Origin of the sequence: uncultured Campylobacter sp. (genome assembly GCF_937980635.1) — a bacterium.
In the GTDB taxonomy this organism is placed as follows: domain Bacteria; phylum Campylobacterota; class Campylobacteria; order Campylobacterales; family Campylobacteraceae; genus Campylobacter_B.
Genome location: NZ_CALJPG010000006.1, coordinates 1 through 14602, shown reverse-complemented (window position 1 = coordinate 14602; position 14602 = coordinate 1). Strand labels below are relative to the sequence as shown.

17 protein-coding genes and 4 tRNA genes are annotated in these 14602 nt (G+C 46.0%); 9 read left to right on the top strand and 12 right to left on the bottom strand.

The features are described 5' to 3' along the window. The 5 genes from Q0460_RS00780 to Q0460_RS00760 all read right to left on the bottom strand — a co-directional run. Window positions 1-98 (bottom strand): GTP-binding protein (locus Q0460_RS00780; RefSeq protein WP_298095519.1); only part of this gene is annotated, 98 nt, incomplete at its 3' end. A 56-nt stretch (window positions 99-154) separates the two neighbouring features. Beyond that, a tRNA-Thr gene (locus Q0460_RS00775) sits at window positions 155-229 on the bottom strand. A 113-nt stretch (window positions 230-342) separates the two neighbouring features. Next, window positions 343-419: transfer RNA gene (locus Q0460_RS00770), tRNA-Gly, on the bottom strand. Window positions 420-431: 12 nt separating this feature from the next. Next, window positions 432-516, bottom strand: a tRNA-Tyr gene (locus Q0460_RS00765). 36 nt (window positions 517-552) lie between these two features. Then, window positions 553-628: transfer RNA gene (locus tag Q0460_RS00760), tRNA-Thr, on the bottom strand. 126 nt (window positions 629-754) lie between these two features. Between Q0460_RS00760 and Q0460_RS00755 the strand changes: the two genes are divergently transcribed. After that, the gene (locus Q0460_RS00755) at window positions 755-967 is read left to right on the top strand and encodes a hypothetical protein (RefSeq protein WP_299083646.1); all 213 of its coding nucleotides are present in this window, start codon (window positions 755-757) and stop codon (window positions 965-967) included. A 625-nt stretch (window positions 968-1592) separates the two neighbouring features. On the opposite strand, the gene Q0460_RS00750 is transcribed toward Q0460_RS00755, so the two are convergent. The 5 genes from Q0460_RS00750 to hemB form a co-directional block, all read right to left on the bottom strand. Further along, window positions 1593-2897, bottom strand: coding sequence for a (Fe-S)-binding protein (locus tag Q0460_RS00750; RefSeq protein ID WP_299083643.1), 1305 nt, complete (start codon window positions 2895-2897; stop codon window positions 1593-1595). A gap of 11 nt (window positions 2898-2908) precedes the next feature. Further along, complete coding sequence (gene hemN / locus Q0460_RS00745; RefSeq protein ID WP_299083640.1) at window positions 2909-4273, bottom strand: oxygen-independent coproporphyrinogen III oxidase; 1365 nt, start codon at window positions 4271-4273, stop codon at window positions 2909-2911. Then, window positions 4266-4748, bottom strand: coding sequence for a DUF2603 domain-containing protein (locus tag Q0460_RS00740; protein ID WP_299083637.1), 483 nt, complete (start codon window positions 4746-4748; stop codon window positions 4266-4268). Before Q0460_RS00740 ends, hemN begins: the two co-directional genes overlap by 8 nt. Before the next feature lie 14 nt (window positions 4749-4762). After that, window positions 4763-5686 (bottom strand): ornithine carbamoyltransferase, encoded by a 924-nt coding sequence (gene argF, locus Q0460_RS00735; RefSeq protein ID WP_299083634.1) that lies wholly within the window; start codon window positions 5684-5686, stop codon window positions 4763-4765. 157 nt (window positions 5687-5843) lie between these two features. Further along, window positions 5844-6821 carry a porphobilinogen synthase gene (gene hemB / locus Q0460_RS00730; protein ID WP_299083631.1) on the bottom strand — a complete coding sequence of 326 codons (978 nt, stop codon included), beginning with the start codon at window positions 6819-6821 and terminating at the stop codon, window positions 5844-5846. A gap of 63 nt (window positions 6822-6884) precedes the next feature. On the opposite strand from hemB, the gene ribA reads away from it, so the two are divergent. From ribA to Q0460_RS00710, 4 genes are read left to right on the top strand one after another with little or no spacing between them, the layout of a single operon-like run. After that, complete coding sequence (gene ribA, locus Q0460_RS00725) at window positions 6885-7445, top strand: GTP cyclohydrolase II (protein ID WP_299083629.1); 561 nt, start codon at window positions 6885-6887, stop codon at window positions 7443-7445. Then, complete coding sequence (gene rsmG, locus Q0460_RS00720) at window positions 7442-8020, top strand: 16S rRNA (guanine(527)-N(7))-methyltransferase RsmG (protein WP_299083626.1); 579 nt, start codon at window positions 7442-7444, stop codon at window positions 8018-8020. Before ribA ends, rsmG begins: the two co-directional genes overlap by 4 nt. Continuing rightward, a complete protein-coding gene (locus Q0460_RS00715) occupies window positions 8020-8226 on the top strand; it encodes a hypothetical protein (protein ID WP_177386853.1) in 207 nt (68 codons plus the stop codon). The genes rsmG and Q0460_RS00715 overlap by 1 nt, the downstream gene beginning before the upstream one ends. Continuing rightward, window positions 8223-8765 carry a hypothetical protein gene (locus Q0460_RS00710; protein WP_177386854.1) on the top strand — a complete coding sequence of 181 codons (543 nt, stop codon included), beginning with the start codon at window positions 8223-8225 and terminating at the stop codon, window positions 8763-8765. Before Q0460_RS00715 ends, Q0460_RS00710 begins: the two co-directional genes overlap by 4 nt. Window positions 8766-9020: 255 nt before the next feature. Here the strand turns inward: Q0460_RS00710 and Q0460_RS00705 are convergent, their stop codons facing one another. Then, complete coding sequence (locus Q0460_RS00705; protein WP_299083621.1) at window positions 9021-9185, bottom strand: hypothetical protein; 165 nt, start codon at window positions 9183-9185, stop codon at window positions 9021-9023. A gap of 149 nt (window positions 9186-9334) precedes the next feature. Here Q0460_RS00705 and Q0460_RS00700 point away from each other — a divergent pair, with 149 nt between their 5' ends. The 4 genes from Q0460_RS00700 to Q0460_RS00685 all read left to right on the top strand — a co-directional run bounded on the left by Q0460_RS00700 (window position 9335) and on the right by Q0460_RS00685 (window position 12921). After that, entirely contained in the window at window positions 9335-10537 is a 1203-nt protein-coding gene (locus tag Q0460_RS00700) for a chloride channel protein (RefSeq protein ID WP_299083618.1), read from the top strand. Between the two features lie 148 nt (window positions 10538-10685). After that, a complete protein-coding gene (gene lysM / locus Q0460_RS00695; protein WP_299083615.1) occupies window positions 10686-11108 on the top strand; it encodes a peptidoglycan-binding protein LysM in 423 nt (140 codons plus the stop codon). A 349-nt stretch (window positions 11109-11457) separates the two neighbouring features. Continuing rightward, the gene (locus Q0460_RS00690) at window positions 11458-12120 is read left to right on the top strand and encodes a hypothetical protein (protein ID WP_299083612.1); all 663 of its coding nucleotides are present in this window, start codon (window positions 11458-11460) and stop codon (window positions 12118-12120) included. A gap of 99 nt (window positions 12121-12219) precedes the next feature. After that, window positions 12220-12921 (top strand): hypothetical protein, encoded by a 702-nt coding sequence (locus tag Q0460_RS00685; RefSeq protein WP_299083609.1) that lies wholly within the window; start codon window positions 12220-12222, stop codon window positions 12919-12921. A gap of 88 nt (window positions 12922-13009) precedes the next feature. Here Q0460_RS00685 and Q0460_RS00680 read toward each other — a convergent pair whose 3' ends face one another. Next, a complete protein-coding gene (locus Q0460_RS00680) occupies window positions 13010-14068 on the bottom strand; it encodes a DUF3137 domain-containing protein (RefSeq protein WP_299083606.1) in 1059 nt (352 codons plus the stop codon). Window positions 14069-14602: the final 534 nt, after the last annotated feature.

Below are 14602 nucleotides of genomic sequence, written 5' to 3'. Positions count from 1 at the left end.
GAAATAGCAGCTGTCAAAGTAGTCTTACCATGGTCAACGTGACCGATGGTACCAATGTTTACGTGTGGCTTGTTACGATTAAATTTTTCTTTAGCCATCATATCCTCCGTTATTGATTTGTGGATTACACAACAAACTAAGCGACTCTATTTTATGGAGCTCATAGCGGGACTTGAACCCACGACCTCTTCCTTACCAAGGAAGTGCTCTACCTCTGAGCCATATGAGCCTAAACTCAGGCAAAGAGAAATCGCTACCAATACCCAACAATGCGACCAAAATTTAGATTATGTAAGCATATAAAAGCAGTTAAGTTTTACAGCTCCCAGTAAACCTAAATGGTGGAGCGGGAAACGGGGCTCGAACCCGCGACCCTCAGCTTGGAAGGCTGATGCTCTAGCCAACTGAGCTAATCCCGCATCAAAAATTCATGGTGGTGAGACGTGGATTCGAACCACGGAAGGCAAAGCCAGCAGATTTACAGTCTGCCCTCGTTGGCCACTTGAGTATCTCACCCTTTGATGAAATCTGGTCAAACACTGTTACAAAAAATGGAGCTGGTGGACGGGATCGAACCGCCGACCCACTGCTTACAAGGCAGTAGCTCTACCAGCTGAGCTACACCAGCATTTTGAAATTGAAGTGGCAATTATAACCGAAAAATCCCCAATTGTCAAGGCTAAAACAGCCTATTTTAAAATTTCATAAAATTTCTGCTATAATGCGCGTAATTTTAAATTTTAAGGAATTTTATATGAAAATCGTACCTTGGATCATAATAGTTTTTATGATTTATCTGATTTATTACTTTATCTCTCGCTCCGAAAAGCGCCTGAATGCCCTTGAAAAGCGCCTAAATAAGATAGAAGAAAACTTAAGCGAGCTAAAAAAGGCTACCGAAGCCAACAGGCTTTTGATTGAAGAAGCAAAGCTAGACTCCGAAGATGACGAAAAAGAGCAAGAATAAAATTAAATTTAAAGCCCCGATCTCGCTAGCTTAGCCTTTTTGCCAAATATCTCGTACTGAAAATTGTAAGTATATTTTATGCATACTTTGGCATTTTTGAAAGAAATTTTGCCGCAATGTCGAAACCGCGAAGTGCAAGAAGCCATAGGTAACTAACTTAAAAATTTTATGAAATTCAAAATTCGCGCTTTAATCCTGCAACGCTAAGCAAATCCGCGCAAATCAATAAATCAAAAATCCAGTCATTCGCTTATAGCGCAAATTCCATAGAATTTCAAACAATGCCACATAAAATTAAAATTTTGCCAAAATCCATCCCCCAATTCAACTTCTTAAAATTTTGCGCAAATCCCTCAACAAAATTCTAAACCACAAAAATTTTAGTATTTAAAATCACATTACCCAACCCCGCCGCAGAGCAAAACCTGTGGGCTTGCCGCCCCGTGCACGGCTTCAGGCTACTTTGTCCAAAAGCTCAAAGACACAAACCGCAACCTTGACAAGCTAACGATAAAATTTAATCATAATTTTTAAAAACCAAAATTTCAAAAGCACGGAATTTTGTCCCAGGATGTGAATTGAGTAAAAAGCTAACGAAATGCAGGAATTTCACAAATGTTAAATTTTATCCATTGGAATTTTCCTCACTCATAAGCGCCTCAGCGATGAGCTCCAGCGGATTTACGCACCTCGTCTGCGAGCTGCTTAAAAAAAGCGAATTATTTAGCTGCATCCTGCACGCACTGCACTCGGCAGAAACTACGCGCACAGGCAGATCTGCCATTGCACGCGCCTTAGCTAATCCCACTGCGCGCGCGAGCTCGTAGCGCTCGGTTTGCATCGTCACGCCGCCAAATCCACAGCATTTATTAGGCTCATCCATCTCGGTTATTTCGTAGTTTTGAGCGAGCAAGCCGCGCGGTTCTTTCCAAATACCCTGCATTTTGCGGGCATGGCACGGATCGTGATAAGTAATCGCTAAAGCCCTTTTGCCGCGGCGCATCAAAAGATCACCTAAGTTTGTAAATTTATAAAAGTATTCGCTCGCCATAAAAATTTTACTCGCAAGCTTTTGCGCACGGGCTTTCCATTGCGGCTCGTTTTCAAAAAAATGCGCGTAATCCACCCGCAGCATCGCAGAGCACGTAGCCTCGGGCACGATAATCGCATCAAGAGCAGGCAGAGCTTTTTCGAAATATGCTATATTAAATTTTGCCACGCGTTCAACCGCCGCAAAATCTCCCGTAAAATACGCAGGAGCGCCGCAACAGGCTTGTTCCTTCATCAAATTTACGTTTAGCTTTAGCGCTCGCGCGATATGTAAAACCGCCTCGCCTACGCCCGTGTAAGCGTAGTTTGCCATGCAGCCTATAAAAATTCCAATAGTTTTTTCGCCGCCGTTATCGATAAATTCTGCGTGCGAGTTCATAAAGCTCTTTTTCGCAGGAGCAGGCAACAAGCGCTCTTTTTTAAGTAGTGGCAAGCCAAATCTAGGCGACATAGAGCTTTGCGTATCTTTTCGCATCTTAAAGCCACAGCTAAGAAACACGTATCCAAGCGCTGCTGCTAGATCCAGCGCTTTGCGGTGCCCAAGCAGCCAAAACGCAGCTTTTTTGTACCACGCGATGCCAATTTTTTCTGCAATGTGCGCGCGAATATTCTCGATTGCCGTATCTATGGGCAAAGACTCGCCGCAAATATCTACGCAGCTGGTGCATAAAAAGCAGCTCTCAAAAATTTTCTTAGCGTTTTTATCAAGCTTTAGCTCATTCCTGCCGTAAGCGCCCAAAAGATCCACAAATCCGCGTGGGCTCGTTACTTCATCGCCGTTAATGCCATGAATCGTGCAGACTTGGATGCATTTACCACATTTTACGCAGCGCTCGCTAAGTGCCGCAAAATCGAACGCTCCAAGCTTTGCCCTACTCATAGCCGCGCCGCTTAGACGGTTTTAGAAAAGCGCTTCTCGCCCAAATTTTTACCCATATACTCATCAAAGCACATCGCGATATTGCGGATCAAAAGCGTGCCGGTAGGCGTTACCGAAATTCTATTCGGCGAGACTTGCACGAAATCCTTTAGCGCCTCAAGCTGCTTTAGGCTCGCGCTAAAATGCTCGAAAAATTTTATCTTAAATTTCTCCTCGATCGCCTCTATATCGACGCAAAAATTACTCATAAGCCCCATAATCACCTCTTTGCGCAGCAGATCCTCTTCATTTAGCAAAATACCCCTGCAATACGGCAGCCCGCCCGCATCGATCGCGGCTTCATACGCATCCATATCTTTGAAATTTTGCGCGTAGTGGCGCGCGCCCTCGCCTATGCTGGTTAGCCCGATGCCGATCAAATCGGCGCCGCCCTTGGTCGTGTAGCCCTGAAAATTACGGTGCAGCGAGCCGTTTTTAAGTGCGGCGTGAAGCTCATCCGCGGGCTTTGAGTAGTGATCCATGCCGATCATCTCATATCCGTTCGCGCTCAAAAAATCGTGGGTAAATTTTAAAATTTCAAGCTTCACCTTTGGTTCTGGCAGTGTCGTCTCGTCAAATTTACGCATAGATTTTTTTATCCACGGCACATGCGCATAGTTAAAGATCGCGAAGCGGTCCGGATCAAGCGAAAGCGCAAGCTCCAGCGTGCGCTTAAAGCTAGCTAGGCTCTGATACGGAAGGCCGTAGATCAGATCCATATTTATCGACTTTATCCCCCTCTCGCGCGCCATGGCTATGACGTCCCTCGTAAGCTCGAAAGGCTGGATGCGGTGGATCTCCTTTTGCACGCGCTCATCAAAGTCCTGCACGCCATAGCTTATGCGGTTAAAGCCGTTTGAAACGAGCACGTCAAGCTGCTCGGCGTTTAAAAACCGCGGATCGATCTCGCAGCTGATTTCGGCTTCGGAGCTGAAGTTTTTAAAATATTTTTTGATATTTTTTATGTGGCGCGCGAGCTGTTCGGCGCTAAAATACGTAGGCGTGCCGCCGCCGAAGTGCATCTGCACGATCTGCCGCGAGCCGTCCACGACGCCGCTTAAAATTTGCATTTCGCGCTCGATATAGTCCAAATACCGATCCATCTTGTCGCGCTTGCCCGTGTAGATTACGTTGCAGCCGCAAAAATAACAGGCGGAGCGGCAAAACGGCATGTGAAAGTAAAGCGACAGCGGCGTGGAGCTTTTCTGATTTTTCAGCTCGTTCAAATACCCGTCGTAGCTGAAATTTTCGCTAAATTCCAGCGCGGTCGGATAGCTCGTGTAGCGAGGCCCCGGGCGCGAAAATTTCGCGTAAGCGTCGAAGTCTATGTTATTCACGGCCGCCCGCCTTGGCTTTGACAAGCTCTTCGATGTCGATGAAAAGGTTCGGATGCAGACTTTTTACGCGCGAAACGACGGCATCTACGTCTAAGCTTAATCTTTTCGCACTCGGATCTGCGCCCGTTAGCCTTCTGATCTCGTCCATACACACGATCCATGCGTCGCCGAAATCCACCGGCGTATGCTGCAAGATCGAGCGCTCAAGCTTGAGATTAAAATTTTCCTGCATCGCGTTTTTAGTCGCGGCGATGAGATTTGCAAGCGATTTTATCGAGATCATCGTGTGCACTTCGTTATTTTCGTCGATGCCAAACCACGGCTCCTCATCGCTCCACGAGCCGCTTTTTAGAGTGAGTTTTTTCTCGTTGTCCTCGCCCTGCGAAATTTCAAAAACCGTCCTTTTCGAGCTTTCGAGCCCGAAAAATTCGCTCGCTTTGTCGATCTTTTTTAGCGCTTTTTCTTTTTCTTCCATGCTTTCTCCTAAATTTACCTTCTTTGATCCAGCCAGACCATAACGCCCTTTTGCGCGTGCAGGCGATTTTCCGCCTCTGCAAAAATTTCATCCGCATGCGCTTCAAACACGGCCTCGCTCACCTCGTATCCGCGGTATGCCGGCAGACAGTGCAAAAAGATCGCGTTTTTTTCAGCCAGAGCCATTAAATTTTCATCCACGCAAAAGCCTGCGAAATCGCGAATTCTTTGCTCCTTTTCGGCCTCTTGCCCCATCGAGACCCAAGTATCGGTCGTCACGACGTTTGCGCCCCTTGCGGCTTCTTTTATATCGTTCGTTATTAAAATTTTAGCGCCTGAAATTTTAGCATTTTCTTGCGCCTGCGCCAGTATTTGCGGATCAGCTTCGTAGCCTTTCGGCGTCGCTATTCGCAGCTCAAAGCCAAGCTTACTGGCAAGCATGAGCCACGAGTGCGTCATATTGTTGCCGTCGCCCACGTACGCGGCTTTTATCTTTGCAATTGAGATGCCGCACTCCACGATCGTCATTAGATCCGCCATCAGCTGCACGGGATGAAATTTATCGCTTAGCCCGTTTATCACCGGCACGCGGCTAAATTCCGCAAGCTCTATTAGCGTCTCGTGGCGATTTACGCGCGCCATGATTAGATCGCACATTCGCGAGATCACGCGCGCAGTGTCTTTGACCTGCTCGCCTCGCCCGAGCTGGATGTCGCGACTGCTCAAAAATAGCGCGTGTCCGCCGAGCTCGTTCATCCCCACGTCAAAGCTAACTCGCGTCCTGGTCGAGCTTTTTTCAAATATCATCGCTAATTTTTGATCTTTTAAATATGGCTTGAAATTTCGCGCCTTGGCCTCTTTTTTAATCTCAAAGGCTAAATTTAAAATTTCGATTATCTCGTCTTTGCTAAAATCGTTTAACGTAAGAAAGTGCCTCATATCGCTCCTTTTCGGTTAAATTTTACACTGTTTTCGCTTACGTAGCGTTTTATTTGGCTTTAAATTTTAAAATTTGCGCTACGTGCCGCGAAGTAAATTTCAAAAACCAAGTCTCGCCGCTGCCGTGAAATTTTAAAATTCCAAAATTCTTAAAATTTTACCTGCGCGAGTTTAAAATTTCTGCGATCTCTTTGGCGTGATAGGTGATGATCATATCAGCACCCGCGCGCCTTATGCCTATCATCGTCTCCATCATCACGCGCTCATAATCGATCACGCCCGCTTTTTTACCCGCCTGCAATAGCGAGTATTCGCCGCTTACATTATACGCACAGATCGGCAGCAGCGTGCGCTCTCTAAGGTCTCTGATTAGATCCAGATACGCAAGCGCGGGCTTTATCATCAAGATGTCCGCTCCCTGCGCCTCGTCTTGCAGGCTTTCGTTGATCGCCTCAAATCTATTTGCAGGATCCATCTGGTAGCTGCTGCGATCGCCGAAGCTCGGTGCGCTCTCTGCCACGTCGCGAAACGGCCCGTAGTAGCCGCTGGCGAACTTCGTCGAATACGCCATAATCGGCAAATTTTCAAATCCTTCGCGATCAAGCGTCTCTCGCAGAGTGGCGATAATACCGTCCATCATGCCGCTTGGAGCGATCATATCCGCGCCCGCTTTGGCGTGGATGAGCGCCTGCTGTGCCGAAATTTCAAGCGTCGCGTCGTTATCCACCGTCTGATGCACATGATCGATGATGCCGCAGTGCCCGTGGTCGGTGTATTCGCAAAAGCATAGATCGGTGATGACGAGCAAATTTGGAAATTTAGCCTTTATCGCGCGTAGCGAAGTCGCGATGATGCCGTCCTCGCTTAGCGCATCCGAGCCGATACTGTCCTTTAGCAAAGGAATTCCAAAAAGTAAAATTTTATCCAAACCAAGCGATATGAGAATTTCACACTCTTTTAAAATTTCATCCACGCTCATCTGAAATACGCCGGGCATCGAGGCGATCTCCTTTTTGATGCCGCTTCCTTCCACCACAAAAAGCGGATAGATTAGAAAGCGGGTTTGCAGATCGGTTTGTCGCACTAGATCCCTAAGCGCGGGGTTTATTCGTAGGCGTCTAAATCGTTTAAACATTATTTTTCCTTTTTTAGCTAGAATTGCGGGATTCATAATATCACAATTGGAGTAAATTTAAGCATGGATATAAAAATTTCAGAGGTCGCAAATCTCCCCTCCCGCTTCGGAAGCTTCCGCGTTCAGTCGTTCAAGCAAGGAAATAAGGAACATTTAGCGATATTTAAGCAGCCTTTCGCGGGCGTCGTAAACGTGCGTATCCACTCGGAGTGCCTTACCGGCGATGCGATCGGCAGCCTAAAGTGCGACTGCGGCGAGCAGCTCGAAGCGAGCCTAAAATATATCGAAGAGCATGGCGGCATGGTGATCTATCTGCGTCAAGAGGGGCGAAATATCGGGCTTTTTAATAAAATCAACGCCTACGCGCTGCAAGATCAGGGCCTCGATACGATAGAAGCAAATCATCAGCTCGGCTTCAAAGCGGACGAGCGCACCTACGAGATCGTGGATTTCATACTCGCTCATTTTGGAATTTCTCGTATAAATCTACTTACGAATAATCCGCAAAAGCTGCACGATCTAAAAGTCGAAGTGGTCGCGCGCGTGCCGATAATCATCACGCCTAATAAATTTAACGAAAACTATCTGCGCGTCAAAAAAGAGCAGATGGGGCATCTGCTGTGAAGCTTGCGCCGGGCGAGAGCTTTGGCGAGCAGGTAGCTAAATTTAAAGCCTGTCTGCAAAAATTTAACCGCGTCCATAGCCTCACGAATTACGACGATTTGGACGCGGTGGTGCGCGACAGCCTAAGCGGAGCGGAGTTCATACCGCGCTATCCGCACGTCGCGTGCGACATCGGCTCGGGGGCGGGCTTTCCCGGGATATTTTTGGCGCTTGCGCTGCCGCTGTGCGAGTGGCATCTGTTTGAGCCAAATCAAAAAAAAGCGGCGTTTCTAACCTACGCAAAGGTTAGTCTAGCGCTAGCTAACGTAAAAATCCACGCCGAGCGCGTACAAGACGGCGCAAAGCTACGCGCCGATCTGATAAGCTCGCGAGCTTTGATGAGCGCGCGAAGCTTAGTCGAAATTTGCAGCGGCTTTTACGATGAAAACACGACGTTTTTACTCTACAAAGGCTCGGGCGCAGAGGCGGAAGCGGCGGAATTCCGCAAGGAATTTGCAAGCGCGCGCTGCGAAATTTTTAGCGGCGAAAACGCTTTGAAAAATAGAAAATTTTTAGTGATCAAAGGGGTGAAATAATGGGAAAAATTCTAGCCATAGCCGTCATCGCGGCGCTCATATATTTTTTGATAGTGCCTAGATTTCGCATAAAGAAAAAGGACGATGCGACCGAGCTTTTGGCGTGCGACGAGTGCGGGACGTACTTTAGTAGCGACGAGCTTGCTCTGCGCGACAAAAAGCGCCTTTGCAAATCCTGCGAAGCCAAACTAAGGGGTGGCAAATGATCATCCTAGGCCACGCGCTCGTGCCCTACGAGCCGCTGTATCTCATCAAAAACGGCGACGAAGTTTTCAAATACGACAATCTGCTCTTTAAATTTAACGACAGGCTAATCGCCGCCGCGCAAAAGGCGCAGAAAAAATTTAGCGTTATTACGAACGATATAAATGAAATTTTACTCGCAAACGGCGCAGGCGCGCGCTTCATCGTCGTGGATAAAAAATCCGCCGCAGCCGCGCAAAAGCTAGCAAACGATTATCTTTTTGACGCCAAGATCGCGATGTTTATCGGCTCTGCGCGGGCGTTAAAAAACTTAGCCGAGCTCGGAATCGATGCGGCGATCTTTAAAGACGCGATCGCAAACGCGCCCAAATCGCTACTTGCAAGCATCGGAGATAGCGTAGGCTCAAAATTTCACTTCGGACTTCCGAAAAAAGATGAAATTTTCGGCGGCGCGCAAAAGCTCGCGGATAAAATTTCGGCTCTGGATAAAAAGCTAAGCGCGCCCGCAGCCGGCAAAAACGACGATATTTGGAAAAAATAGCAAAATCCTAAGCGAATTTATTCGCGGGCGTAAAATCCCTATGACTCACACAAATTAAAATTCTGCGCGAAATTTTGCTCAGCCACGCAGCTTAGAATTTAACGCGAGATTTCGCCTGCTTACGCGGATCGGAATTCTACGCGGAATTTTGCCCTCTTTCGTAAATTAGAATTCTGCGCGAAATCCCACGCGTCCTCTGCAAAATTTTCTCGCTTACTCAATTTAAAATTTTACCCGCTCGGATAGATTTCAATTTTACGTAGAATTTCGCCTGTCCTCGCGGCAAGAAATTTCAAATAAAATTTTATCCTTCAGCGCGATGCGAAATTTTACTAAATTTTCTACGCGCGATATAAAATCTACGTAAATTTTACTCGCGCAATTAACGTAAATAAAATTCCGTACCTGCCTAAGCTTCATAGAATTTTGCGCAAAATTTACCCGCGGAGACGATATAAATTCCTAGCCATTATTTAAATTTTACTCGCGTTTTAGCTACTTTTACACGCATGATAAGGATTTTTTAAAGCTAAAATTTTATATAATTATGCGTTTCAAAAAGGCATATTTTGAGTACTAAATTCTTTCTAGCGATCCTTGCGATAGGCGTTATAATGGGGCTTTGCGCAGGGGTCTTAAACTTCGGCATCAACGAAATTGAAACTTTTGCTTTCGGACATAATGATGAGGAATTTCACATTATCACGGAGCAAACCACTGCGCTTAGGCGCTTTCTTAGCGTCCTCGCAGCTGGCGCAATCGTAACTTTAATTAGAATTATGCTGATGAGACTAAAACCTTTTTTAAACGTAGCTTCGATGATGAATGGGCAAAATCCGCCGTTTTGGCAAAATTTAATCCACTCGGTTTTGCAGCTTGTAGCCATCGCTCTGGGCGCACCGGTAGGCAGCGAGGCTGCTCCGCGCGAGCTGGGTGGCTTATTTGCGGCTAAAATTTGCCGCGCCTTAAATATCGGCGGAGATGAGCTTCGGCTATTTGTCGCATGCGGCGCTGGAGCGGGACTAGGCGCTGCATATAACGTCCCGCTAGCGGGCGCGCTTTTTAGCCTAGAAATTTTGCTTAAAAGCTTCGATACTCGAGCGATTTTATGCGCCTTTGCCACAAGCGCGGTGGCTACAGCTACGGCAGAATTCGGAGCTTCAAAAGAAATTTATTACGCAGTTTCGAACTTCGCCCCTACCCCACAGAATTTACTCGCAGCGGCGCTAATCGGGCTTGTCACGGGGGTCGCAGCAAAATACTTTCAAGACGGGGTGCGCTTGTGCGAAAAGCTGCGCATAAAAAGCCTTAAAATCACGCTTACACTGCCATTTGCATTCTTGCTTACCGCGGCGGTCGGCGCATACGTGCCTGAAATTTTAGGTAACGGGCGCTCCGCAGCGCAGTTTGCTTTCAACTCCGCATCCTTTAGCCCGTATTTGCTTGCGATCTTGCTTTGCAAAGCGTTTTGCATTTTGATGATCTTTCGCTGCGGCGGATACGGCGGCACGCTCACGCCGAGTTTCGCGCTGGGCGCAGTTTTAGGGCTATGCGTGGGGTTTGCGATCGGCGAAATTCTGCCTATTAACCTAAGCGCGGCGGGCGTTTGCGGAGGGGCTGCTTTTTTAGCGATCAATCTAAACGCACCGCTTTGCGCCTTTGCCCTAAGCGCGGGATTTTGTGGGCTAAATATTAATTCGTATTCGGTCGTCGTTTTTAGCATCGTATGCGCCGTGATCGCTAGAAATTTACTGACGAAAAATTTAGCGTAGGCGCGGCGATGATGGTCTGAGAACCCGCGGTCGCGCACATAGACCGAACCACATCACTGGGCTAAGGCGGAGCCGTAAGGATATGCATCTAAGCTGATCGTTGGTAAATTTAAGATAAAATTTCGCCACTTTAACCAAAGGAGAAAACATGGGTTTACTTTCATTCGTAGCCGAAGCAGGCAAGAAACTACTAGGTCTAGGCGATGACGCCAAATCCGTAAAAGACGAGATCGCCGCCAATCTCAGCTCTACGCCGGTAGAGGGGCTAGAGGTCGAGGTACAGGGCGATACCGTCAAAATCAGCGGCAACGCCGATAAGGAAACTCTCGAAAAAGCAGCCCTCATCGCGGGCAACACTGCAGGCATTAAAAACGTGCAGATCGAGGGCATTAGAGAGGATAGCGCCGAGAACTACTACACCATTGTAAAGGGCGATAACCTATCTAAAATCGCGAAGAAATTCTACGGCGACGCGAATAAATACAAGGTTATTTTCGACGCCAACCGCGAGGTTATCAAGGACGCGAACCTCATCTATCCGGGACAGAAGATCAGAATTCCAAAAGCTTAAGCTCGCTTTTGAATGCTGCGGCTTGATTTTGCAAGCCGTAGATTTTACTTTTGCACGTATTGCGCTGCGTTTATGCGAGCCGTAATTTTATCAGCCTGCGGCGCAACGCGACTTTGGCGAGCCAAAATTTTACGAGTTAGTGAGGCGCCACGGTTTTTTACGCTTTAAGAAGCGCAGTTTTGCAGACTAGCGGCACGGCATGATTGTGTGAGCTATGAATTTTACAGACTACAGATTTACGAGCCGTACGGCGGCAGATAGCGGATTATTTGCCGCACTTGCGCGCTGCCATCCTATTTGTTTGGGGGCATATAAAACGCTTTGAAATTCTATTTATAAAGAGCTAAATTTGGATAAATTTAAAATCAGCACTACGCTAGAAAAGGCCAATCCTAGGGATTACGACAAATATCCGATAATCATCAAAGATAACGCGATAGAAATGATAAAACTATATCTGCCGTTTCTATTTCTTTTAGATATCATTTCATACCTCTCTCCATATAGGCATCCCGGAGAGCTAACTAGGCGTCCAAAAGAGCTAGGAAGCTGCTATATTAAATTTAAAAATTCCGCCATAGAGTATTTTTCTACGAAGAAGAATTTGATCTTATTTAAGATAGAACTATCAAATATAGTGGAGATTAAACGAACCTTCGGACCTTCCGAATTTCAATCACCGATCGCTACAAAAAAGTTTGGGTTCTGTGTCGTTATGATCTACTTCGTTTTAATGTCCGCCGTTTTTTACTTTAAGGGCTATGCGATAGCCCCATTTATAGTGCCGATAGCATTTGGGCTCGGCATGCTTCCATTGCTGATTTTTAGGATAATAAACGGGCTAGGACTTGGACTGAATATGCTAAGCGGCGATAGTTTGATCATTTTTGATAAGCACTTCATCATCGACGCCTCGATTTTAACGAGCAACGAATACAAGGAGCTAAAAACCTATTTTTTACTAAAAACGGGTAAAAATTTAGACAAAATTAGACCGCAAATTTTTATATAAATAAAAGGAATAAGTAATGGCGACACAAAGTAAAAATCGATTAGGCTATGCGAAAAACCATTACGAGAAATCAAAATTTCATAAAAAGAATGTAAAGTAATGGAAATTTCTAATAAGAAAAAACCCAGGGATTACGACAAAGAGCCGTTGATTATAAACGGCTATGAAAAATTTTTTGTGATCGCTTGGTATTTGGTATTGTTATTTTCCATCTTAACGATAGCTATAATAGAGGATTTTATGGAATGCGGATCTTTATGTTCGCCAAAAGGCGTAGTTATGAATTTGGTAATGTTAGGGATTCTTATTGCGATATGCGTATTCAAGCTAATTCGTAGCAAGCAGCAAATAAGGTTTACGGATAGATATATAGAATTTATTGAAAACGGCGTCGTTAAGAGATTTTGCAAAGTAGAATTCGACGAACTGCGAAGGAGCTTTTCGATTGACATATTTATTAGCTCAAAAATTTCGCGGAATATCTGCAATTTATCTCTTACGATAATGGGGCTAATAGCTTTAAAATGGGAACTTTTGGAGATAATATTTTTTATCTACCTATGGGGGTTTTTCTTAAATTTTATATTTTATCTATCGATGAATAAAAACCTCAAGGGCTTTAGTGTTATGCCGTTTATAAGGGTTGCCGAATATACAACTAACCCCGGATATAACAATATTTTACCAAGATACTATCTTATCTATATCTACAATGATAAAATTTACAACGATATCAAAGAGTATTTTTTGCAGAAAAATATAGATATCGACTACATCAAAAAGAATTATCTGTTCGCCTAAAACTATAAAGCTGCAAGTATGAGTCTAGGCGATCGACGCTTGGTTTGCCGCAAAAATTTATAAATTTTATCTAACCAAACTCGCTCGTCTAAATCCAAATCCTCACGTTCAGTTTTAAAATTTTAACGATACTCAAAAAGCTTAGAATTTCACTCTTTATCTCGCTTGCGGGGTCGCGGCGCAGCACGCTTTCATAGACGCTAGGCTCGAAATTATCGCGCCCGGTGTGTACAAAAATATGGATCCGCCGCTCTCTGATGCTCGCCCAGATCTGCGCCCCGAGCGCATCGCCCACCGCCAAAAATCGCTCCATAAATGCAGGGGTTAGCACGTACATCGCGTTTTGCGGCTCGTCGCTAAGCACCTTGTAGCGCGCGGCAAATTCCACGTTGTCCATCGCAACGGGCTTTAGATCGATATGCTGCTTATTTTGTATCTCACGCGGATAGATGAAAACGGGCGCGATGATGCGTTTGTTAAATTCCGCTACGAAAAACGCCCCCACGAGCTCGTGCTGTAAATTTTGATGAAAAAAGCTCACATCGCTAAACTCGAAGCTCACCCCCTGCCACGCGCCGCCCACGCGGTCGTTGCCGCGCAGATTTTCGATAAACTCGAACAGATCACTCTGCACCACGCGCCAAAACGGCACGCTGCCATAGGAGACGTATTCGTAGCCAAGCTCGCGCACGAAAGGCGCCAGATAGTGCTGTTTGTAGCTTTGGCGGTATCGCCCCGTAAATATCTCTTGCATGCTTTTTACGCCGAGCGCGTAAAGCTCCCTCGCCAGCCACGCCCCAAGCGCGAGCGCAGCCAAGCCTATCAGCGCCTGCGGCAAGGCCGCGGAGTATTTGAAGATCAAAAACGAGATCGCGACCGCGCCGAACTTTAAGATATTTTCCGTGCCGATGAGATCCTTTTGCCAGCCGTTCAGATGCACTTCGCGCAGGCTTACGGCGAGCGAGGCGACCGCCAGCAGCATAAGCATCGTCGCGCTAGAGCTCTGCACGCCCTGCCTACGCACGAAATACGCGATGATACAAAACGCCGCAAGCAGCGCCACCGTACTTATAACGGCAACCAGCTTTAGCTGCTCCACGTGCTTTTTCGCATCCAGCCTCAGGCGCTCCAAATCATAAATAGTCAAAATTTCGCCCTTCTTTAAATTTGCCCGCAATTTTAGCGAAATTCTAGGAATTTTGGAATTTCAAAGCTCACTCGTCCGCACATAATGCGAATTTTTTATATGAATTTCGCACAGCGCCCTAAATTTAAGGATAAATTCAAAGCTCTAAGCTTAAAATTCCGTTCGTAGCGGGGGCGGAGCGCGGAAGTGGAATTTCGCATAAAAGCGGCGCCAAATTTCGGCACGCGGAAGTTAAATTTCAAGGCATAAATTTGCTACGTAGAATTTTCAAGGCTTGATTCAAAGCGTTATTGGCGCGAGGCTTAAGATCGGTATAAATTTGCTACGTAGAATTTCAAAGCGGGATTTCCTAGCTAAATTTTTAAAAGCAAATTTTCAGCAAAATTTCACGATGCGGAATTTCAAATTAAAATTTTGCAAATTAAAATTCCGTAAAGTAAAATTTCAAAGCGAAATCTTGCGCCAAAAACGCCGTCATTCGCAAATCAAATCATGGAGCAAAAATGAGATATATTTTCGGGCCCGTGACCTCGC